At 71.9% G+C, this 20,736-nt stretch carries 17 protein-coding genes; 14 read left to right on the top strand and 3 right to left on the bottom strand.

Annotation, left to right across the window (positions count from 1 at the left end; all coding sequences use genetic code 11):
* Positions 1 to 78: 78 nt before the first annotated feature.
* Positions 79 to 1,128, bottom strand: a complete 1,050-nt coding sequence (locus tag ACFWBT_RS15080) for an Rv2578c family radical SAM protein (protein WP_385699900.1) — start codon at positions 1,126 to 1,128, stop codon at positions 79 to 81.
* 182 nt (positions 1,129 to 1,310) lie between these two features.
* Here ACFWBT_RS15080 and ACFWBT_RS15075 point away from each other — a divergent pair, with 182 nt between their 5' ends.
* From ACFWBT_RS15075 to ACFWBT_RS15020, 12 genes are all read left to right on the top strand, one after another.
* The gene (locus ACFWBT_RS15075; RefSeq protein WP_385699897.1) at positions 1,311 to 1,754 is read left to right on the top strand and encodes an SRPBCC family protein; all 444 of its coding nucleotides are present in this window, start codon (positions 1,311 to 1,313) and stop codon (positions 1,752 to 1,754) included.
* A gap of 207 nt (positions 1,755 to 1,961) precedes the next feature.
* On the top strand, positions 1,962 to 4,352 hold the full coding sequence (locus ACFWBT_RS15070) for an MFS transporter (protein ID WP_385699894.1): 2,391 nt from the start codon (positions 1,962 to 1,964) through the stop codon (positions 4,350 to 4,352).
* A gap of 207 nt (positions 4,353 to 4,559) precedes the next feature.
* Positions 4,560 to 7,004: a SpoIIE family protein phosphatase gene (locus tag ACFWBT_RS15065; RefSeq protein ID WP_385699891.1), complete on the top strand. Its 2,445-nt coding sequence runs from the start codon at positions 4,560 to 4,562 to the stop codon at positions 7,002 to 7,004.
* 220 nt (positions 7,005 to 7,224) lie between these two features.
* Entirely contained in the window at positions 7,225 to 7,950 is a 726-nt protein-coding gene (locus tag ACFWBT_RS15060; protein WP_385699889.1) for a class I SAM-dependent methyltransferase, read from the top strand.
* Positions 7,951 to 8,025: 75 nt separating this feature from the next.
* Entirely contained in the window at positions 8,026 to 8,859 is an 834-nt protein-coding gene (locus tag ACFWBT_RS15055) for a M55 family metallopeptidase (RefSeq protein ID WP_385699887.1), read from the top strand.
* The gene (locus ACFWBT_RS15050) at positions 8,852 to 10,156 is read left to right on the top strand and encodes a M20/M25/M40 family metallo-hydrolase (protein WP_385699885.1); all 1,305 of its coding nucleotides are present in this window, start codon (positions 8,852 to 8,854) and stop codon (positions 10,154 to 10,156) included. Before ACFWBT_RS15055 ends, ACFWBT_RS15050 begins: the two co-directional genes overlap by 8 nt.
* Positions 10,157 to 10,166: 10 nt before the next feature.
* Positions 10,167 to 12,140 carry an LpqB family beta-propeller domain-containing protein gene (locus tag ACFWBT_RS15045; RefSeq protein ID WP_385699882.1) on the top strand — a complete coding sequence of 658 codons (1,974 nt, stop codon included), beginning with the start codon at positions 10,167 to 10,169 and terminating at the stop codon, positions 12,138 to 12,140.
* Positions 12,141 to 12,240: 100 nt separating this feature from the next.
* Positions 12,241 to 13,188, top strand: a complete 948-nt coding sequence (locus ACFWBT_RS15040) for an LD-carboxypeptidase (protein ID WP_385699880.1) — start codon at positions 12,241 to 12,243, stop codon at positions 13,186 to 13,188.
* Between the two features lie 251 nt (positions 13,189 to 13,439).
* Entirely contained in the window at positions 13,440 to 13,694 is a 255-nt protein-coding gene (locus ACFWBT_RS15035; RefSeq protein ID WP_385699877.1) for a DUF1049 domain-containing protein, read from the top strand.
* Between the two features lie 23 nt (positions 13,695 to 13,717).
* Entirely contained in the window at positions 13,718 to 14,296 is a 579-nt protein-coding gene (locus ACFWBT_RS15030) for a GNAT family N-acetyltransferase (RefSeq protein WP_385699874.1), read from the top strand.
* Between the two features lie 74 nt (positions 14,297 to 14,370).
* The gene (locus ACFWBT_RS15025; RefSeq protein WP_385699871.1) at positions 14,371 to 15,267 is read left to right on the top strand and encodes an arginase family protein; all 897 of its coding nucleotides are present in this window, start codon (positions 14,371 to 14,373) and stop codon (positions 15,265 to 15,267) included.
* A gap of 51 nt (positions 15,268 to 15,318) precedes the next feature.
* Positions 15,319 to 17,295, top strand: a complete 1,977-nt coding sequence (locus ACFWBT_RS15020) for a DUF5107 domain-containing protein (protein WP_385699869.1) — start codon at positions 15,319 to 15,321, stop codon at positions 17,293 to 17,295.
* 108 nt (positions 17,296 to 17,403) lie between these two features.
* Here the strand turns inward: ACFWBT_RS15020 and ACFWBT_RS15015 are convergent, their stop codons facing one another.
* Complete coding sequence (locus tag ACFWBT_RS15015; protein ID WP_385699866.1) at positions 17,404 to 17,751, bottom strand: VOC family protein; 348 nt, start codon at positions 17,749 to 17,751, stop codon at positions 17,404 to 17,406.
* A gap of 318 nt (positions 17,752 to 18,069) precedes the next feature.
* Here ACFWBT_RS15015 and ACFWBT_RS15010 point away from each other — a divergent pair, with 318 nt between their 5' ends.
* The gene (locus ACFWBT_RS15010) at positions 18,070 to 18,789 is read left to right on the top strand and encodes a DUF4142 domain-containing protein (RefSeq protein ID WP_385699951.1); all 720 of its coding nucleotides are present in this window, start codon (positions 18,070 to 18,072) and stop codon (positions 18,787 to 18,789) included.
* 181 nt (positions 18,790 to 18,970) lie between these two features.
* Entirely contained in the window at positions 18,971 to 19,540 is a 570-nt protein-coding gene (locus ACFWBT_RS15005) for a TetR family transcriptional regulator (protein WP_385699864.1), read from the top strand.
* Here ACFWBT_RS15005 and ACFWBT_RS15000 read toward each other — a convergent pair.
* Entirely contained in the window at positions 19,438 to 20,685 is a 1,248-nt protein-coding gene (locus ACFWBT_RS15000; protein WP_385699861.1) for an alkane 1-monooxygenase, read from the bottom strand. The genes ACFWBT_RS15005 and ACFWBT_RS15000 overlap by 103 nt on opposite strands.
* Between the last annotated feature and the right edge of the window lie 51 nt (positions 20,686 to 20,736).

The following is a 20,736-nucleotide window of genomic DNA, read 5'->3' as shown; positions in this document are numbered from 1 at the left end:
CCGCTCGAAGCGCTCCCGGGAGGCCTCAGGGACCGGACGGCATCGCGAAGGCGGGCGACGAGCCGCAGTGACGGCCCGTCAGAGCAAGGTCAGCTGAGTCGGGCCGGGCGCCGGGGGTGCCGTGGGTGCCGCCGGCTCGGGGGTGGTGATCCGGCGCGCCATTCCCGCGCGCGTGGGGCCGATGCCGTACTCCTGCGCCAGCTCGTGGACCTGACGGGTGATCCGGCGCTGGTACCACTTCGGGGCGTAGGCGCCCTCCGCGTACAGCCGCCGGTAGCGCGGTACGAGGTGGGGGTGGTGGTGCTCCAGCCAGGCCATGAACCACTCGCGGGCGCCAGGCCGCAGATGCAGGACCAGCGGGGTCACCGAGGTGGCTCCGGAGGCCGCGACGGCCCGTACGGTGGCGCGCAGTTGGGCGGGGTGGTCGCCCAGGAAGGGGATCACGGGGGCCATCAGGACGCCGCAGCCGATCCCGAGGTCCGTCAGCGTCCGCACGACGTCCAGGCGGCGCTCGGGGGCCGGTGTGCCCGGCTCCACGGTGCGCCACAGCTCGGTGTCCGTGAAGCCCACGGAGACCGAGATCCCGACGTCGGTGACCTCGGACGCCTGCCTCAGGAGGTCGAGGTCGCGCAGGACGAGCGTGCCCTTCGTCAGGATCGAGAAGGGGTTCGCGTGGTCGCGCAGGGCCGCGATGATGCCCGGCATGAGCCCGTACCGGCCCTCGGCGCGCTGGTAGCAGTCGACGTTGGTGCCCATCGCGATGTGCTCCCCGTGCCAGCGGGGCGAGGCGAGCTGGCGGCGCAGCAGCTCCGGCGCGTTGACCTTCACCACGATCTGCGAGTCGAAGTCGAGTCCGGTGTCGAGGTCCAGATAGCTGTGCGTCTTGCGGGCGAAACAGTAGACGCACGCGTGTGTGCAGCCCCGATACGGGTTGACCGTCCACTCGAACGGCATGCGGGAGGCCCCCGGCACCCGGTTCACGATCGACCGCGCCCGGATCTCGTGGAACGTGATCCCACGGAACTCCGGAGTGTCGAAGGTTCTCGTCGTGACCGCCTCCGCGCCGAACAGCGCGGCGTCCCGGGCCGGTCCCCCGGCGGGGTCCGCTGTCAGGTTCTCCCAGCGCATGGCGCCTCCTCGGTAGCACTGAGCAGAGAATAGAACACATGTTCCCTTGATCGTGCGACATGTTTGCCGTGGCGCTCCGTCGATACCGCCCGCACCCCGGGGCACCCCGATTTGGGCGGCCGGGGCGCCGGGTGGTTGGCTGACCGCACACCCCCGAGGAACCAAGTGCTGGAGGAAGTGCCATGGCGCAGGTCGAGGCCACGACGGAGCGGGTCATCGCGGCGGACGCGGAGGCGGTGTTCGACGCCCTGGCCGACTACAACGGCACGCGCGCGAAGGTGCTGCCCGAGCACTTCAGCGAGTACGAGGTGCGCGAGGGCGGTGACGGCGAGGGCACCCTCGTCCACTGGAAGCTCCAGGCCACCAGCAAGCGCGTCCGCGACTGCCTGCTCGAGGTGAGCGAGCCCACCGACGGCGAGCTCGTCGAGAAGGACCGCAACTCCTCCATGGTCACCACATGGCGCGTTACCCCGGCCGGCGAGGGGAAGTCCCGCGTCGTCGTCACCAGCGTCTGGAACGGCGCGGGCGGCATCGGCGGCTTCTTCGAGCGGACCTTCGCGCCCAAGGGCCTCGGCCGCATCTACGACGTGCTGCTCGCCAACCTCGCCAAGGAGACCGAGAAGTAGCCCCGCACGCCGGGCAATGACCCTCGCGGGGCGGGCGGCGGGCCCCGAAGCCGCTCGCCAAGAGGCCGTCCCTGAAGGCGTGTTGCGCTCTCACCGTTTCGAGTGGATCTCCCTGTCGCACGACAGGACGCCGTAACTCGTCGTGCTTGCTCGCAGTTGTCGCGATTAGCGGGAATTGTGCGGTGGGCGCGACGAGGGGAGCGTTACGTGGGCGGGATCACTCTGGTGCAGGACGAACCGGCCGTCGCACCCCCGCCCGCGGCCGCTGCGGTGGCCGTGGAACCCACCGGAATGGCCCCGCGTCAGGTGCGGTTGGTGTTCCTCGGTCTCATGACGGCCCTGCTCCTCGCCGCACTCGAGCAGATGATCGTGGCCACCGCCCTCCCGAAGATCGTCGGAGAGCTGCACGGCCTCGACAGGATGTCCTGGGCGATCACCGCCTATCTGCTGACGTCCACCGTCGGACTCCCGGTCTACGGCAAGTTCGGCGACCTCTTCGGACGCAAGGGCGTCTTCCAGTTCGCCATCGTGGTCTTCGTCGTCGGGTCCGCGCTCGCCGGACGGGCGCGGACCATGGACCAGCTGATCGCCTTCCGCGCGGTCCAGGGCGTCGGAGCGGGCGGCCTCATGATTGGCGTCCAGGCGATCATCGCGGACATCGTGCCGCCGCGGCAGCGCGGCCGGTTCATGGGGCTGATCGGCGCCGCGTTCGGTCTCGCCTCGGTCGCGGGACCCCTGCTGGGCGGCTACTTCACGGACCACCTCTCCTGGCGGTGGTGCTTCTACATCAACGTGCCCTTCGGCCTGCTCACGCTGGCCGTCGTCACCGTCGTACTGAAGCTGCCGAAGCCCGCCGTCAGAGGGCGGGTCGACCTCCTCGGAGTGCTGCTCCTCGCCACCGCGTCGACCTGCCTGATCCTGCTGACCAGTTGGGGAGGCACCGAGTACGCCTGGGGCTCGCGGGTCGTCCTGGGACTCGCGGCGGGTGCCGTCGCCGCGACGGCGCTCTTCGTCGTCGCCGAACGCTTCGCGGCCGAACCCCTCATCCCCCTGCGGCTGTTCAGGGACGGCGTCTTCAACGTCACCGCGCTGGTCGGCCTGGTCGTCGGAGTCGCGCTCTTCGGAGCCGCCGGCTACCTCCCGACCTTCCTTCAGATGGTCGACGGCGCCGGCGCCACGGAGTCCGGGCTCCTGATGCTTCCCATGATGGGCGGCATCGTCGCCGCCTCCATCGTCTCCGGGCAGCTCATCAGCCGTACCGGCCGCTACAAGCCGTACCCGATCATCGGCAGCGCCCTCTCGGTCGTCGGCATGTGGCTGCTGTCCCACCTCGACGCCGGCACCCCCCGGCTGCACTACAGCGTCTGGATGGCCGTCCTCGGCGTGGGCATCGGCATGGTGATGCCGGTCCTGGTGCTCGCCGTGCAGAACTCCGTGCGTCCGGCCGACCTCGGTACGGCGACCAGCGCCAACAACTACTTCCGGCAGATCGGCGGCAGCGTCGGGGCCGCCGTCTTCGGCACGCTCTTCGCCGACCGGCTGGCCGACGCGCTGGCCGACCGCCTCCCCGCGCGCGCGGGCGCCGCGACCCCGGACTCCGAGTCCATCACCCCGCAGCTCGTCCACGCGATGCCCGCCGCCCTGCGCGACCAGTACATCGGCGCCTACGCGGACGCCATGCCGCGGATCTTCCTCTACCTCGTGCCGGTCCTCGTCCTCGGGCTGTTCATCGCCTTCTTCCTCAAGGAGAAACCGCTGGTGTCCCACAACGCTCCCACCGCCGACCCGGAGGCCGCGCGGGTGAACGACCGGATTCCGCCCGCCCGTTCGGGGTACGCCGCCGGAACCCCCGTCTGCGGCACGGTGCGGCACCCCGACGGCACCGTCGTGGCGCGCGCCGCGCTCACCCTCATCGACGTCGGGGGACAGCAGATCGGGCGGGGCGCCAGCGCCGAGGACGGCCGGTACGCGCTGTCGACGCCCGGGGCGGGCTCGTACGTGCTGATCGCCGCGGCGGGCGGGCACCAGCCGCAGGCCGTCTCGGTGACCGTCGGCGAACGGCCGGTGGAACTCGACGTCGTGCTGGGCGGCGCGGGGCGCCTCACCGGCAGTGTGCTGACCGCCGACGGCACCCCGGTGCGGGAGGCCGCCGTCACCCTCACCAATGTGCACGGCGAAGTGGTGGCCACCACCCGCAGCGGTCGCGACGGCTGCTATGTCATCACGGAACTGGTGGCCGGGGAGTACACCCTCGCCGCCGGTGCGCCCGTGTTCCGTCCGGCCGCGCTCCCGGTGACCGTCCAGGCGGCCCGGGAGACCCGCCAGGACGTCGAACTCGCCGGTGGCGCCGTGCTGCGCGGCACCGTCCGGGCGGTCGGCGGACGGCCCGTCGAGGACGCGCGCGTGACGCTCCTGGACGCCGCAGGCAATGTCGTGGACACCCTCACCACCGGCCCTGACGGAACGTTCCGGTTCGTCGATCTGGCATCCGGCGAGTACACCGTCATCGCGGCGGGCTATCCGCCGGTGGCCACCGTGCTCCAGGTCGCGGGCGGCGGCCGGACGGAACGAGACCTGGAACTGGGGCACGAGGACTGACACCAGGTCAGGCGCGAGCCGGGCGCGCGGGCCGGGCGCGCGGGCCGGGCGGTCCGGAGCCGCCGGGCGTCGAGGGGCGCGCCGCGCGCCGGAGCCGCCCCCGCGGAGGTCAATTCACCTATTGCCACACATCGCGACAGGCCGCCGCCGTACGGTAGTGGAGGCGGCACAGATCTTGCGGAGCCGTGGGGAGAGAGGGCCTGGGCCATGGACCGTGGCACCGAAGTCGGCGCAGCTCCCGGCCGCGGAGCTGCGGACGGCGCGGCGGAGCACGCCGCCGGTCGCATCCCGCTGGCCGTGGTGGTCGTGGACCGCGACGGGCTCGTCTCGCACTGGAGCAGCGGCGCGAGGCGTCTGTTCGGCGCCCCCAAGGAGGAGGCGCTGGGACGTCCCGTCGCCGACCTGCTCCCCGTCTCCGGCGCGCTGCCCGATGACGCGGCCCCCTTCGGGAGCTACGCGGCCTACGACGGCCTCGGACCCGGCCTGGAATCGTCCCTGGACGGGAGGATCTCCTACCCGGCCGCCGGACGCGCCCGGCTCACCGCCGCGGGTCCCGACCGGATCGACGTCCTGTGGTGGGCCTACCCGCTGGTGGGTCCCGGCCGGGAGCGGCTGCTCGTGCTCGCCGCCGACGCCACCACCCTGCGCCGCGAGGACGACGACGTCTCCTTCGAGCGCATCGCGCCCGGGTTCGCGCTGCACACCGACTTCCCCGGCGCCGAGGAGCTGGCCCGCCGACTCCCCGAGATCCTGCCCAGCATGAGCGTCGGCGAGAGCGCCCGCATCGTCTCGCAGGTCCTGGAACTGGGCTATCCCGTCCTGGAGTTCAGCCAGAACGACCGGGTGCCCGTCACCCCGGACTGGGGCGTGCCCCGGCGTGCCGAACGCATGGCGCGCCGTGAGCGGGCGGCCCGGGCGGCCGTCTCCGGCGTGCCCCTGGCGCGGGGCGTCGCGGACGAGGCCGAGGACCTCGAGTACGTCGCGGTGCGCGAGCGCCTGGAGTTCCTGAACGAGGTCAGCGGGCGCATCGGAACCTCCCTCGACCTGTCGCAGACCATCCTGGAGGTCAGCCGGGCCGTCGTGCCGCGCTTCACGGATGTGGCGGGCACCTACCTGCGCGAGCAGGTCGTCGCCGGCGAGGGCTTCCCCGACGGCGTGCCCGACACCACCACCATGTGGCACCGGGTCGCCCTGGAGCACACGGACGAGCCGGGCCGCTGGGACGACGTCGTGCCGGTCGGCGAGGCGATGCCCTTCCCGGCGCACACGCCGTTCTTCCAGTGCATGACCACCGGTGAGCCCGTCCTCGTGCCGCGTATCAGCGAGCAGATGGGGCACATGATCGCCGCGCAGTTCGAGAAGCGCGACATCAGGCCGCTCATCACCCACCGCTCGATGCTGGTCGTGCCGCTCAAGGCCCGCAATGTGGTGCTCGGGTTCATGATCCTGCTGCGTCACCCGGAGCGCGTCGAGTTCAACGACATGGACCGCGTCACCGGCGCCGAACTGGCCGCCCGCGCCGGTCTGGTGCTGGACAATGCGCGCATGTACACCTACCAGGAGAGCGTCGCCGAGACCCTCCAGGACAGCATGCTGCCGACCATCGCGCCCCGCATGGCCGGCTGCGACATCGCCACCCGCTATCTGCCGGGCACGCTCCTCGGACGGGTCGGCGGCGACTGGTTCGACTCGGTGAAGCTGCCCGGCTCGCGCACCGCCCTGGTGGTCGGCGACGTCATGGGCCACGGCCTCAACTCCGCCGCGATGATGGGCCAGTTGCGCACCGCCGTGCAGACGATGGCCGCGCTCGACCTGCCGCCCGCCCAGCTCCTGCGCAACCTCGACGACCTCGCCCAGCGCCTCGGCGACAACTATCTCGCGACCTGCCTGTACGCCGTCTACGACCCGATCGGCGGCGAGCTGCACATCGCCAACGCGGGCCACATCCCGCCGGTCCTGGTCCGCGCCGAGGACGGCCGCAGCGAGCTGCTCGAACTGCCGACCGGCGCGCCCATCGGGGTCGGCGGGGTTCCCTTCGAGGCGGTCCGCGTGCCGGTGGCCTCCGGCGACCGGCTCGTGATGTGCACCGACGGGCTCGTCGAGGTGCGCGGCGAGGACATCGGTGTCGGCCTCGCCACCCTCTGTGAATCCGCCGCCCACCCGGCCGCCTCCATGGACCAGGCCTGCGACACCATCATCCGCGCGCTCAACACCCGCGGCGGGCGCAAGGACGATGTCGCGCTGCTGATGGCCCGGCTCAACGGAATCGAACCCGAGGACGTCGCCGTATGGCGCCTCGCGCTCGACCCGATCGAGGCCGGCCGGGCGCGCGCCGTGGTCCGCGAACAGCTGCGGGAGTGGGGCCTCACCGGGCTCGCCGACAACGCCGAACTGATGGTCGGCGAGCTCGTCACCAACGCCGTACGGCACGCGCACAGCCGCCGGATCGAGCTGCGACTCGTTCGCGGCGACACCCTGCTGTGCGAGGTGGACGACGACGACCAGACACTCCCGACACTGCTGAGCGCGGGTCCCGGCGACGAGTTCGGACGCGGCCTGCGACTCGTCAGCGCGCTGTCCCGTGAGTGGGGCGCCAGTCGGACCGGCGCGGGCAAGACCGTGTGGTTCGAACTGACACTCCCGCGAGGCTGATCCGTTCGCGTGACGTCCGCGCGGCACGGGGCGGGCTTGAGCATGGGTCGGGCTCGACGTGCGAGGGCGTACGGGCTTCGAAACCCGACGTGCGACGACGTACGGGCTTCGAATGAGGGGTGAAGGAATGCCCTGTCCGCTTGTCGCCGCGCGTCGGGCGCGATAGACCGATCAGGCCCGCCAGGTCCCGGCGGGCGCGGTCGCGACCCCGGGAGCGGGCATGAGCGTGAGCAGTCGGTACAGGGGAGCCTGGGAGGGCTTCTGGCGCGAGGCCCCCGGAGAGCAGGGCGAGGTCTTCTGGGACGCCGAGCCCGCGCTCACGGTCGGGGTCCATCTCGGCCTCTTCGAACCGTACTTGGCGGCCCACGACCTGCCCTTCGTGGACCTCGGCTGCGGCAACGGCACCCAGACCCGCTTCCTCGCCGACCGATTCCCGCGGGTCGTCGGCACCGACCTCGCCCCCGCCGCGCTCGACCTCGCCCAGGGCGCCGACCCGGCGGGCCGGGCCCGGTACCGGCTGCTCGACGCGGCGGACAAGACCGAGGCCGAGGCGCTGCACGCTGAGCTCGGCGACGCCAACGTCTATATGCGGGGTGTGCTCCATCAGGCCGAGACGGACGACCGGCAGCTGCTGGCGGACGGTCTGGCCACTCTGGCGGGGGAGCGTGGCCGGGTCTTCCTGGTCGAGCTCGCCGAGGCCGCCGGCGCACTCCTGCGGGGGCTGGCCCAGAGCCCGGACGGCCCTCCGGCCAAGCTGGCCCCGGTGTTCCGGCACGGCCTCGCCCCGGGCGAGGTCGCGGACGCGGCGGTCCCCGAGTACTTGCGCGCGGCGGGCCTCACGGTCCTCGCGAGCGGCGATCTCCCGCTCGTCACGACCGAGCACCTGCCCGACGGCACGCGGATCGAACTTCCGTCGAAATGGCTGGTGGCGGGCCGCTCCGGGTGACACCAGTGGTCTGGACCGGTGAGAGTTGTCCACAGGCTCTGCCGGGCCCGGGCCGAAGCGCGTACGGTTTCGGGCATGAAGATCCTCATCAGCGCCGACATGGAAGGCGCCACTGGTGTGACCTGGCCGGCCGACGTGCTGCCGGGGACTCCGCAGTGGGAGCGGTGCCGCGCGATGTTCACCTCGGACGTGAACGCCGCGGTGCTCGGCTTCTTCGACGGCGGCGCCGACGAGGTGCTGATCAACGAGGCCCATTGGACCATGCGGAACCTGCTGCTGGAGAGGCTCGACGAGAGAGCGGAGATGCTCACCGGGCGGCACAAGTCGCTCTCCATGGTCGAGGGCGTGCAGCACGACGACGTGGACGGCATCGCGTTCGTCGGCTATCACGCGGGTGCGGGCATGGAGGGCGTCCTCGCGCACACCTACCTCGCGAACTCCATCACCGGGGTGTGGATCAACGACGTGCGGGCCAGTGAGGGCCTGCTCAACGCCCATGTCGTCGCCGAGTACGGAGTGCCGGTCGTGCTGGTGACCGGCGACGACGTGGCGTGCGAGGACGCCCTCGGGTACGCGTCCGAGGCGCTGAAGGTCGCCGTGAAGGACCACGTCTCGCGGTACGCGGCCGTGTGCCGCACACCGGCCAGGACCGCCGCGGACATCCGGGCCGCGGCCAAGGAGGCGGCGGCGCTCGCGGTGCGGCACGAGCCGGTCGTCGCCGGCCCGTTCACCATCGCTCTGGAGTTCGACGCCGAGCACCTGGCGATGGCCGCCACCGTCGTGCCGGGTGTCGGCCGCGTCGGCGAGCGGAAGATCGCGTACACCAGCGGCACCATGTACGAGGGGATTCGGACCTTCAAGGCGGTCACCACGATCGTCTCGGCCGCGGTGGAGGAGCAGTATGGCTGACGCACGGGCACTCGACGAGGTCGTTCGGTTCACCTCCGACCTCATCCGGATCGACACCACGAACAGGGGCGGCGGGGACTGCCAGGAGCGCCCGGCCGCCGAGTACGCCGCCGCGCGGCTGGCCGAGGCGGGCCTCGAACCGACACTCCTGGAGCGCACCAAGGGACGTACGAACGTCGTCGCCCGCCTGGAGGGCACCGACCCGTCCGCCGACGCGCTGCTCGTCCACGGTCATCTGGACGTGGTGCCCGCGCAGGCCGAGGACTGGAGCGTCCACCCGTTCTCCGGGGAGATCCGCGACGGCGTCGTCTGGGGGCGGGGCGCGGTCGACATGAAGAACATGGACGCGATGATCCTCTCTGTCGTCCGAGCCTGGGCGCGCGAGGGGGTGCGGCCCCGGCGTGACCTGGTGATCGCCTTCACCGCCGACGAGGAGGCGAGCGCCGAGGACGGCTCGGGCTTCCTCGCCGACGAGCACCCCGGACTCTTCGAGGGCTGCACCGAGGGCATCAGCGAGTCGGGGGCGTTCACCTTCCACGACGGCAGCGGCCGGCAACTGTATCCGATCGCCGCGGGAGAGCGCGGCACCGGCTGGCTCAAGCTCACCGCCCGGGGCCGGGCGGGACACGGCTCCAAGGTGAACCGGAGCAACGCGGTGACCCGCCTCGCCGCCGCGATCACCCGCATCGGCGCCCACGAGTGGCCGTTGCGCATCACCCCGACCGTGCGGGCCGCCCTGACCGAACTCGCCGCCCTGTACGGCGTGGACGGCGGCCTGGACGACGTGGACGCCCTCCTGCGCAAGCTCGGCCCGGCCGCCGCACTCGTCGAGCCGACGGTCCGTAACAGCGCCAACCCGACCATGCTGAGCGCCGGTTACAAGGTCAACGTGATCCCGGGAGAAGCCGTCGCGTACGTGGACGGCCGCTATCTTCCCGGCGGCGAGGACGAGTTCCGCACGACGATGGACCGGCTCACCGGGCCCGACGTGGAGTGGGAGTTCCACCACCACGAAGTGGCCCTCCAGGCACCCCTGGACTCGCCGACGTACGCGCGGATGCGGGCGGCCGTGGAGGAGTTCGCGCCCGAGGGCCATGTGGTCCCGTACTGCATGTCGGGCGGCACGGACGCCAAGCAGTTCTCCCGGCTCGGCATCACCGGATACGGCTTCGCACCGCTGAAGCTCCCCGAGGGCTTCGACTACCAGGCACTGTTCCACGGAGTCGACGAGCGCGTACCGGTCGAGGCGCTCCACTTCGGCGTCCGCGTTCTCGACCGCTTTCTGCGCACGGCCTAGAGGGGACGAGATGCAGACCTTGTCATACGGTTCATGGCCCTCACCCATCGACGCGGCGCTCGCCGCCGCGCACGACGGACATCCCGAGTTCGTCGGTTTCGTCGGCGACGAGGCCTGGTGGACCGAGCCGCGGCCGACCGAGGGCGGACGGCGCACGCTGGTCCGGCGGAAGGCGGACGGCACCGAGGAGCCGCTGCTCCCGACCCCCTGGAACGTGCGCAGTCGCGTCATCGAGTACGGCGGTCACCCCTGGGCGGGAGTCATGCGCCCCGAAGGCCCGCTGTTCGTGTTCGTGAACTTCGCCGACCAGCGCCTCTACCACTGCGAACCCGGCGGGGAACCGCTCCCGCTGACCCCCCTCTCGCCGGTGGGCGGCGGACTGCGCTGGGTCGACCCGCAGATCCGGGTGGAGCGGGGCGAAGTGTGGTGCGTCATGGAGGAGTTCACCGGGGACGGACCCAGCGATCTGCGCCGGGCCGTCGTCGCGGTGCCGCTGGACGGAACGGCGGCCTACGACCGGGACGCCGTGCGGGAACTGTCCGACGGGCGGCACCGGTTCGTCACCGGACCCCGGCTCTCGCCCGACGGCCGGCAGGCGGCCTGGCTCGCCTGGGACCACCCGCGGATGCCGTGGGACGGCACCGAGGTGATCCTCGCGGACGTCACCGAGGACGGCACTCTGTCCCGCCCGCGGCCCGTCGCGGGGGGCCCGGAGGAGTCCGTCGTCCAGGCCGACTGGGCGGCCGACGGCACTCTGCTCTACGTCAGCGACCGCACCGGCTGGTGGAACCTCCACCGTCTCGGCGCGGACGGCGAGGCGATCGCCGTCTGTCCGCGCGAGGAGGAGTTCGGCGGCCCCCTCTGGAAGGTCGGATACCGCTGGTTCGCGCCCCTGGAGACCGGCCTGGTCGCCGTCGTGCACGGACGGGGCGCCACCGCGCTCGGGATACTCGACCCGGAGACCGGCGAGCTCGTCGACACGGCCGGCCCCTGGACCGAGTTCGCGCCGACGCTCGCGGTGCACGGCAGCAGGGTCGTGGGTGTCGGCGCCAGCCCCCGCAGCGCCCCCGAGGTCGTCGAGCTGGACGCCAGCACCGGGCGGGCCCGGGTGATCGGCGCCGCGCACGACGACCCGGTCGACCCCGCGTACTACCCGGAGCCCCAGATCCGCGCCTTCACCGGCCCCGACGGACGCGAGATCCACGCGCACATCTACCCGCCGCACCACCCCGACCACGTAGCGCGCGGCGACGAACTCCCGCCGTACGTCGTATGGGTGCACGGCGGCCCCACCGGCCGCTCGCCCCTCGTCCTCGACCTGGGGATCGCCTACTTCACCTCGCGCGGCATCGGCGTGGCCGAGGTCAACTACGGCGGATCGAGCGGCCACGGACGGGAGTACCGCAACCGGCTGCGCGAACAGTGGGGTGTCGTCGACGTCGAGGACTGCGCGGCCGTGGCGCTCGCGCTCGCCGACGAGGGCACCGCCGACCCGCGCCGACTCGCGATCCGCGGCGGCAGCGCGGGCGGCTGGACCAGCGCCGCCTCGCTGGCCACCACCGACGTCTACGCCTGCGGCACGATCCTCTATCCCGTCCTCGACCTGAGCGAATGGGCCTCGGGCGAGACCCACGACTTCGAGTCGCGGTACCTGGAGTCGCTGGTCGGTCCGATCGCCGAGGTGCCGGGGCGGTATCTGGAGCGGTCGCCCTCCACACACGCCGACGGCATCACCGCACCCTTCCTGCTGCTCCAGGGACTCGACGACACCGTCTGTCCGCCCGTGCAGTGCGAACGCTTCCTGGCCGTGCTGGAGGAACAGGACCGCCAAGCCCCGCACGCCTACATCACCTTCGAGGGGGAGGGGCACGGCTTCCGGCGCGCCGAGACGATGGTGCGGGCACTGGAGTCCGAACTCTCCCTGTACGCGCAGGTCTTCGGGCTGAACCCGCCCGGGATCCCCAAGCTGGAGCTGTCCGGATGAAGCCGCCGCCCGCCAGGGACCGGACCGGGCGGAACCCTTCACGAACCCGGGCGCGAGACGAGGGCGACCGGAAGAACCACCAGGAACGGGAGCAGTACGAGTGACCCGAACGACCGCAGCGATCACCCCCTTGACCCGGCCCGCGCGGCTCGCCCCCGGGGCCCGGGTCGCCGTCGTCGCGCCCAGCGGGCCCGTCCCCGAGGAACGGCTGGAGACCGGCCTCGACATCCTCCGCGGCTGGGACCTCGACCCGGTCGTGGCCCCCCACGTCCTGGACCGGCACGGCGAGTTCGGTTACCTGGCCGGGAAGGACGCCGACCGGGCGGCCGACTTCCAGGCGGCGTGGTGCGACCCGGACGTGGCGGCCGTGCTGTGCGCCCGCGGTGGGTACGGCGCTCAGCGCATGGTCGACCTGCTCGACTGGGACGCCGTCCGGGCGGCCGGCCCCAAGGTCTTCCTCGGGTTCAGCGACATCACCGCACTGCACGAGGCGTTCGCGACGCGGGTGGGGCTCGCGACCCTGCACGGGCCGATGGTCGCGGCCGTCGACTTCCTGAAGAACACCCGGGCGCAGGACCATCTGCGGGCGACTCTCCTCGAACCCGAGTCGGTACGGACCATCGCCTCCGTCGAAGCCGTCGCGCTGGTCCCCGGGAAGGCCCGCGGTGTCACGCTCGGCGGCTGCGCGAGTCTGCTGGCCGCGGACCTCGGCACACCGCACGCCCGTACGTCCGCCCGGGGCGGACTGCTCCTGATCGAGGACATCGGCGAGGAGGCCTACCGGCTGGACCGGATCCTGACGCAACTGCTGCGCGCCGGCTGGCTCGACGGGGTGGCCGGGGTCGCGCTCGGCTCGTGGGTGGACTGCGGACCGTACGAGGGGCTGCGCGCCGTGTTCGCCGACCGGCTCGGTGGGCTCGGTGTGCCGGTCGTCGAGCACTTCGGGTTCGGGCACGCCGAGGGGGCGCTGACGATGCCCTTCGGTCTCCGGGCGGAACTCGACGCGGACGCGGGGACCCTGACACTGGACGAGCCCGCGCTGGCCTGACGCCGCGTCGCGCCCAGCTCGGGCCTGCCCTAGCGGTCGCGCCCCCGCTCGGGTCTGACGCCGTGGTCGCGCCCCCGCTCGGGCCTGATGTCCCGGTCGCGCCCCGCGCCGGCCTGCCGTCGTGGACGGGGCGTCGGTCTGACGTGACCGCGCGCCGGTCGCCGGTCCGGGGGGCCGGACGTCCCGGCGGGCAGTCACCCGGGAGGATGCTCCGCCGCGCGTGCCGGCGCCTTCCGGATCATGCTGGGCGCATGAGTCCGAAGACCTCCGAGAGCGTCGGTGCGAGCGGCGGCGAGAGCAGCCCCCGCGAAGGGCTGCTGACGCCGGTCAGGGTCACCGTGGCCCTGCTGGCCGTCCTCGCTCTGATCTTCGTCTTCGAGAACACCCGGAGCACCAAGATCCGGCTGCTCGTCCCCGAGGTGACCATGCCGCTGTGGATGGCGCTGCTCGCCACCGGACTGATCGGGGCGCTGTGCGGTGCGTACGCCATGAGGCGCAGGCGCTGAAGGCGCCCGCGTAGGGTGACGGGATGCCTGAGAACGCCGGATATCTCGCCGAGGGTCCTCGCGTGGGCATCCGGCACTTCACCCGGGATGACGGTGCGGAGTTCACCGCACGGGCCAGGGAGAGCAAGAGCCTGCACCAGCCGTGGCTCTTCCCTCCGGGCAGCGCCGACGGCTACGCCGTCTACGCGGGGCGGCTCATCGAGGACCCGACCAAGGCGGGGTTCCTCGTCTGCGAACGGGACGGCGGGGGAATCGCCGGTTTCATCAACATCAACAACATCGTCGGGGGCGGCTTCCTGTGCGGAGCCCTCGGCTACGGCGCCTTCGCGCATGCCGCCGGACGCGGGCTGATGACCGAGGCGCTCGACCTCGTCGTGCGGTACGCCTTCGGGCGGATGGGGCTGCACCGGCTGGAGATCAACGCGCAGCCCGGCAACACGGGGTCGATCGCGCTCGCCCGGCGCTGCGGCTTCCGGCTCGAAGGCTTCTCGCCGGACTTCATCCACCTCGACGGCGCCTGGCGGGACCACGAGCGCTGGGCGATCACCGCGGAGATGGTCGCGCCCCGCGGACGACCGGGCGGGTCAGTACCCTCCCGGTGAGGGCGTCTCCCTCGGGCCCCGGGCTTCCCGCGGCGCCCTTCCCCGAGGTGGTCCGCCCGGGTGAGGATGCATCCATGCGGAACATCGTCGTGCTGGACGCCCCCTCCAACCTCGGCCTGCGCCCGCCCGCGCCCGGCACCGTCCCCGGCTGCTACAAACTGGCCGGCGCGCTCCGCGAGCAGCGGATCGTGCAGAGGCTCGGTGCGCTGGAGGGCGGAGTGGTCGTACCGCCGCGTTACGACCGGGGCGACTGGCAGGAAGGCGACGGCGTCTTCAACGCGGCGGCCATCGCCACGTACACCCGTGCGCTCGCCGATCGCGTCGAACGCCATGTCCGCGTCGGTGACCTCCCCGTCGTCCTCGGCGGCGACTGCTCCATCCAGCTCGGCGCGTCCCTCGCCCTGCGCCGCATCGGCCGGTTCGGGCTGGCCGCCATCGACGGTTCGGCCGACTTCCGGCACGCCGGGAACTCCGACCGCATCGGGGCGGCCGGCGGCGAGGAACTCGCGATCGCCACCGGCCGTGGCCAGGACGACCTGTCCGACATCGAAGGGCTCAAGCCCTATCTGCGGGACGAGGACCTACGGCTCTTCGGCATCCGTGACTACGACACCGATCGCGACGAACTCGCGTCGCTGAAGATCCCCACGACGACCGTCGGCGAGCTGCGCACCTGGGGCGCGGACGCGATCGCCCGGGCCACCCTGGGCACCCTCGAACTCCCGCACCTGGACGGCTTCTGGGTGCACCTCGACGCCGACTCGCTCGATCCGGCCGTGATGCCCGCCGTGGACAGCCCGGACCCGGACGGCCTGCTGCCCGACGAACTCCTCGCGCTGCTACGCCCGTTGGTCCGCTCGCCGCACTGCGTCGGCCTCAACGTCACGATCTACGACCCCGACCTGGACCCCGACGGGACCGCGGGCGCGCTCCTCGCGGACCTGATCGTCGCCGCCTTTGCGGAATCCTGACCCGATTCTGACGAGCGGAGACCCTGGTCAGCAGGCCGATCAGCATGTTCCATGGTCATCGTGACGACGATCCGACGTGACGTACTGAACCTCCCGGCGGCGGAGTTGGGCCCGAACAACCCGCTGCCGCCCCTGCGGACCCTCGACGAGATGCACACCATCGACGACCGCGACCGCGTCGGCCTGCCGCGCGACATGGCGCGGCAGATCGGGTACGAGCCGCTGCGCAGCGTGCTGCCGGAACGCATCCGGGACGGCTACGAACGGGAGCGCCCGAACCGCGAACTCGACACGATCGTGATCGAGAACGACCGGCTGCGCGCCACCGTGCTGCCCGGCTTCGGCGGCCGTATCGTCTCACTCTTCCACAAACCGACCGCGACGGAACTCCTCTACAGCAACCCGGTGCTCCAGCCGGCCTGCTTCGCCCTCAACGGTGCCTGGTTCTCCGGCGGCATCGAGTGGAACATCGGCGCCACCGGGCACACCACCCTGTCGTGCTCACCCGTCCACGCCGCCCGCGTTCCCGCCCCCGACGGCGGCGAGATGCTGCGCCTGTGGGAGTGGGAACGGCTGCGCGACCTCCCCTTCCAGGTCGACCTGTGGCTGCCGGACGGCTCCGACTTCCTGTACATCGGCGTGCGCGTCCGCAATCCCCACGAGAAGCCCGCCCCGCTGTACTGGTGGTCCAACATCGCGGTCCCCGAGGAGCGCAGGGTGCTCGCCCCGGCTCAGGAAGCGTGGCACTTCGGCTACGAGCGGCGGCTGCGCCGGGTGCCCGTGCCGACGTACGACGGGATCGACCGCACGTATCCGCTGAGCAGCACGTTCCCCGCCGACTACTTCTACGAGGTACCCGACGGGCGGCGCCGCTGGATCGCCGCGATCGACGCCACGGGCGAGGGGCTGGTCCAGACGTCGACCGATGCCCTGCGCGGGCGCAAGCTGTTCGTCTGGGGCTCGGGGCCCGGAGGGCGGCGCTGGCAGGAGTGGCTCACCGAGCCGGGAACCGGCGGGTACTGCGAGATACAGGCCGGGCTCGCCCGCACGCAGCTCGAACACGTACGGCTCGAAGCCGAGAGCGAGGTCTCCTGGCTGGAGGCGTACGGGCCGTTGTCCGTGAACGCGGAGACGGCGCACGGGGCGGACTGGGAGGCCGCGCGGGCGGACGTCGAGGGCAGGCTGGAGAGCGCGCTCTCCCGGGACGCGGTCGACGCCGCGTACGCCGCCTGGCTGCCGTACGCCGACACGGATCCCGGCGAGGTGCTCGCCGTCGGATCCGGCTGGGGAGCACTCGAAGTGCTGCGAGCCGCCCACAAGCTGCCCGGTACGCCCTTCGACGAGAGCACGCTCGGCGACGACCAGGCGCCGTGGCGGGAACTGCTGCGGTCCGGCGCGTTCCCGGAGCCCCGGCGGGTCGGACCGCCCGGCGAGACCCTGGTGGCGTCGCACTGGCGCGACATGCTGGAGACGGCACCGGCCGTACCGATCGCCGAGTACCACCTCGGAGTGGCCCAGTGGCATGCCGGTGATGTCGCCCAGGCCGTGCGCAGTTGGGAGCGCGCGCTCGGACTCGCCCCGTCCCTGTGGCCGTTGCTGCGCTGCCTCGCTGTCGCCGACCAGGAGGCCGGCAACCACGAGCGCGCCGCCGACCGTTATGCCGAGGCCTTCGACGATCTGTGCCGGGAGCGGCGCGACGACGGGGAACGGTGGACCGCGGCGACCGCCGCGCTCGGCCGCGAGGCCATCGAGGCGCTGCTGACGGCCGGCCGGCCCGCGGACGCGCGTGCCGTGTGGGAACGGCTGCGCCCGGCGACCCGGGACCGCGGCCGGTTCCGTCTCGTCGAGGCCGAACTGCTGCTCGCCGAGGGCCGTCGCGAGGACGCGCGGGCGGTCTTCGACGCGGGCTTCGAGGTCGCCGACCTGCGCGAGGGCGCGGAGACCATCGGGCGTCTGTGGTCCCGGCTCAGCGACGAGCCGCTGCCCGCGCGCTACGACTTCCGCATGCGTCCGCCGTCCGCCACCTGAGTCCGCCGCCGTCCGCAGCCCGAGTCCAACGCCGTCCGGAGCCCGAGTCCGCCGGGCCACGGTCTCGGGTGCTCCGCCGCACGGCGGAGCACCCGAACCCGGCGCGGTTCAGACGCGGCGGTCCGCGTACTCGTACACCGACCCGTCCGGGTGCACGGCGATCAGGTTGCGGCCGCCGGGTGTCTCCACCGGGCCCGCGACCACGCGGGCACCGAGGTCGGTGAGGACCCGACCGGTCTCCTCGACGTCCTTGACGGCGATGGTCGCCGCGACCTTGCGCAGCATGTCGAGTTCGGACTCGGGCCCGCTCATCAGCAGGAAGCAGCCGATCGCGGCGACCGACACCCCGCCGCGCTCGAAGCGGAGGGCTCTGCCGCCCGCGAGCCGTTCGTAGAAGGGGACCGCAGTCTCCAGGTCGTCGACGCAGACGCGCAGCGTGGCTCCCAGAATCTCCATACGGACGAGCCTAGTTGGGGGCGAGCGGAGGAGGAGATCGTTTCGGACGATCGTCGCCGCCCCCCTGCGCGCCGCCCCCCTGCGCGCCGCGCAGCCGTCGCGCGGACGCGTTGTCCCCCCGACACCGCCCTCGGCGCGCGGCGGCCGCGTTGGCCGCGTTGGCCGCCCATGAATTTTTTCACCCGGTGCGCTGAGTCCAAACGGCTCCCCGTGCGTACTGTTCTTCGGCCGCCCCGACCAGGCGACGACAGATCGGCGAGAAGCCGACGGGCAGGAGGAACGGTGCAGCGTTCGGGCAATGTGATCGGAACACTCTTCGTGGGCGGTGCTCTCACGCTGACCCTGGCGGCTCTCGCCTACCCGGCGATGCTCGGCATCAGCACGGTGTCGACCTCGAACGACCGGATCATCGCCAACACACAGTGGGGACCGCTGACGGAAGGAGAGCGGGACTTCGTGGTCAAGGTGCGCGCGGCCGGCCTGTGGGAGCACCCGCTCGGCCTGATCGGCCTGCAGAAGGGACAGAGCAAGGCCGTCAAGACCGCCAGCCAGCACCTCGTGGACGGGCACGCCGCCCTGGACACCAGCTGCCGCAAGATCGCACCGATGCTGAACATCACGCTGCCCAACGTGGCGAGCCCCCAGCAGGAAGGTTTTGTCACCCAGCTGAAGTCGGAGTCGGGGAAGCAGTTCGACACCGACTTCGCCAACATCCTGCGGATGACCCACGGCTCGATCTTCAACGCGATCGCCAAGGTCCGCTCGACCACCAAGAACACGCTGATCCGCGCTCTGGCCGATCAGGCTAACAACACGGTCCTCGACCACATCACCGTGATGGAGAAGACCGGCCTCGTCGACTTCGACACCACGGTCTTCAACCAGACCACCCCGCCCAAACTCCCCAGCTCCGACACGACCCCGCCGGTGCCGGCGCCCGGCCAGCCCCAGGTCGTCCTCAACCCGCCGCCCAACCCGACCTCCACACCGCTGGACCTGAACGCCGCCCTGAACGGCGGGAGCACGAATGGCGGGTAGCCCCGCCGGGCCGGCTGCATGGTGTCATCAGGGGGTGGGGGGCCGCCGTCCATGACGGCGCTCCCGCAGGATCGAGCGAAGGTGAAGCAGACTGGACGCCATGCGATCCGCGCGGTCGCCGCACGCGCGGCTCACACCTTCCCCGCCTCCTGATCCGCCCCGCGTGGCCTGGCGAAAGGAGATGCGCGCCCGGGTCCTGGAAGAGGCATGGCAGCTTGCCTCCCGGGCCGGGTGGGATCGGGTCCGAGTGGCCGACCTCGCCTTGCGCGCGGAAGTGTCACGCCCCTCCATCTACGCCGAGTTCGGTGATCGGGCCGGCATCGGGCGAGCACTCGTGCACCGGGAGACGGAGCGATTCCTGCTGGGGGTGGCAAAGGTGCTCGAAGAGCATGATGACCTCGCCGCGGCCCTGGAAGCCGGTGTGGCGCACGCTCTGGCCGAGGCGGCGGACAGCCCGTTCATCCGCGCGGTGGTCACGGCCGCTCGAGGCGGCACCGATGCCCTGCTTCCCTTCCTGACCAGTCGGCCGGAGCCGGTGTTCTCCCAGGCTTGGGACATGATGGCCGCCTGGCTGGGCGTCAAAGCGGCCCGGGCGAGCGAGGCTCGGCGTCTCGAAGCCGCCGACCTGGTTGTGCGGCTGACCCTCAGTCACATGCTGTTGCCCTCACCCGGGCTGGAAGCCGCCCCGGAGCGTGTCGCTCGCGCGGCGTGCGCGGTACTCGCCGACCCCGGAGAGGCCGGACCTCGGTGAGGTTCGGTCAGTCTGCCGCGCGCCGCCGGGTGCAGATTGGCGCGGCTCGCGTCTCCTTCGTAGTGCGTGAGAAGCCGGCTGTCCATGACGCGCCTCCAGAGCGGAGGAAACCACGCCAGCACGATCATCGTCGCGTATCCAGAAGGCAGTTGGGGTGCTTCGTCGAAGTGCCTGAGGGTCTGGTAGCGGCGCAGGGGATGGGCGTGGTGGTCGGAATGGCGCTGGAGCTGGAACAGCAGGAGGTTGCTGATCGTGTTGTTGCTGTTCCAGCTGTGCCGTGGGCTCACTCGTTCGTAGCGACCGTCTGGACGTCGCTGGCGCGAAAGACCGTAGTGCTCCAGGTAGTTGACGGTCTCCAGGAGACAGAACCCGAGCACGGCCTGGAGGATCAGGTAGGGCAGAACCGTCCAGCCGAACGCCGCGACAAGGGCGCCGAAGAGAGCTACTGAGAGCGCCCACGCCGTCAGAATGTCGTTGTGCCGGCTCCACGTCCGACGTCCGCGTCGGCTCAGCCTGCGCTGCTCCAGAGACCAGGCCGAACGGGCGCTGCCCAGAACCGCACGCGGCAGGAAACGCCAGAAGCCTTCTCCCATGCGCGAGCTGGCCGGGTCCTCCGGGGTGGCGACCCGTATGTGATGCCCGTGATTGTGCTCCACGTAGAAATGCCCGTAGCAGCTCTGGGCGAGGGCCATGCGGCTCAGCCGGCGCTCGAGCCGCTCACGCTTGTGCCCGAGTTCGTGAGCGGTGTTGATGGCCACGCCGGCCACGACTCCGGTGGTGGCGGTCAGCCCGAGGCAGTCGACGACGGTCATGGTGCCGCGGGCCCACACACCGCACGCGAACACGAGTGCGCCGAACTGCAGAGGAAGGTAGAGGTAGGTGCACCAGCGGTAATAGGTGTCGGCCTCCAGGCGCCGCATCACTTCCTCGGGCGGGTTCGCCCTGTCAGGCCCGGTGAAGTGGTCGACGGCAGGAAGGAGGACGAAGGCGAAGAACGGGCCCCACCACCAGAAGGCCCTGAGCCCGGTCAGCCCTGCCAGCGCACCTGCCTGGAAGGGCAGCGTGGGTACCACCAGGGCGAGAAGCCAAAGGTGGCGCTTGGGATCCCTCCAGCGAAGAACATCATCCGGGACTCGGTCAACCACGACGCCTCCTGAGCGGGAGCGTGCCTCCGCCAGGCCCGCCCGGGCCCCGGC

It is taken from the genome of Streptomyces sp. NPDC060027 (assembly GCF_042737005.1).
Classification (GTDB): Bacteria; Actinomycetota; Actinomycetes; order Streptomycetales; family Streptomycetaceae; genus Streptomyces.
This window is presented reverse-complemented; position numbering and strand designations above follow the sequence as displayed.

What these genes read in the sequence shown, in the direction of transcription:
- ACFWBT_RS15050 (WP_385699885.1), top strand. Translation starts at nt 8,852, where the DNA reads ATGGCTGACGCACGGGCACTCGACGAGGTCGTTCGGTTCACCTCCGAC.
- ACFWBT_RS15005 (WP_385699864.1), top strand. Translation starts at nt 18,971, where the DNA reads ATGCGCGCCCGGGTCCTGGAAGAGGCATGGCAGCTTGCCTCCCGGGCC.
- ACFWBT_RS15060 (WP_385699889.1), top strand. Translation starts at nt 7,225, where the DNA reads ATGAGCGTGAGCAGTCGGTACAGGGGAGCCTGGGAGGGCTTCTGGCGC.
- ACFWBT_RS15020 (WP_385699869.1), top strand. Translation starts at nt 15,319, where the DNA reads ATGGTCATCGTGACGACGATCCGACGTGACGTACTGAACCTCCCGGCG.
- ACFWBT_RS15035 (WP_385699877.1), top strand. Translation starts at nt 13,440, where the DNA reads ATGAGTCCGAAGACCTCCGAGAGCGTCGGTGCGAGCGGCGGCGAGAGC.
- ACFWBT_RS15065 (WP_385699891.1), top strand. Translation starts at nt 4,560, where the DNA reads ATGGACCGTGGCACCGAAGTCGGCGCAGCTCCCGGCCGCGGAGCTGCG.
- ACFWBT_RS15080 (WP_385699900.1), bottom strand. Translation starts at nt 1,128, where the DNA reads ATGCGCTGGGAGAACCTGACAGCGGACCCCGCCGGGGGACCGGCCCGG.
- ACFWBT_RS15075 (WP_385699897.1), top strand. Translation starts at nt 1,311, where the DNA reads ATGGCGCAGGTCGAGGCCACGACGGAGCGGGTCATCGCGGCGGACGCG.
- ACFWBT_RS15045 (WP_385699882.1), top strand. Translation starts at nt 10,167, where the DNA reads ATGCAGACCTTGTCATACGGTTCATGGCCCTCACCCATCGACGCGGCG.
- ACFWBT_RS15030 (WP_385699874.1), top strand. Translation starts at nt 13,718, where the DNA reads ATGCCTGAGAACGCCGGATATCTCGCCGAGGGTCCTCGCGTGGGCATC.
- ACFWBT_RS15055 (WP_385699887.1), top strand. Translation starts at nt 8,026, where the DNA reads ATGAAGATCCTCATCAGCGCCGACATGGAAGGCGCCACTGGTGTGACC.
- ACFWBT_RS15015 (WP_385699866.1), bottom strand. Translation starts at nt 17,751, where the DNA reads ATGGAGATTCTGGGAGCCACGCTGCGCGTCTGCGTCGACGACCTGGAG.
- ACFWBT_RS15025 (WP_385699871.1), top strand. Translation starts at nt 14,371, where the DNA reads ATGCGGAACATCGTCGTGCTGGACGCCCCCTCCAACCTCGGCCTGCGC.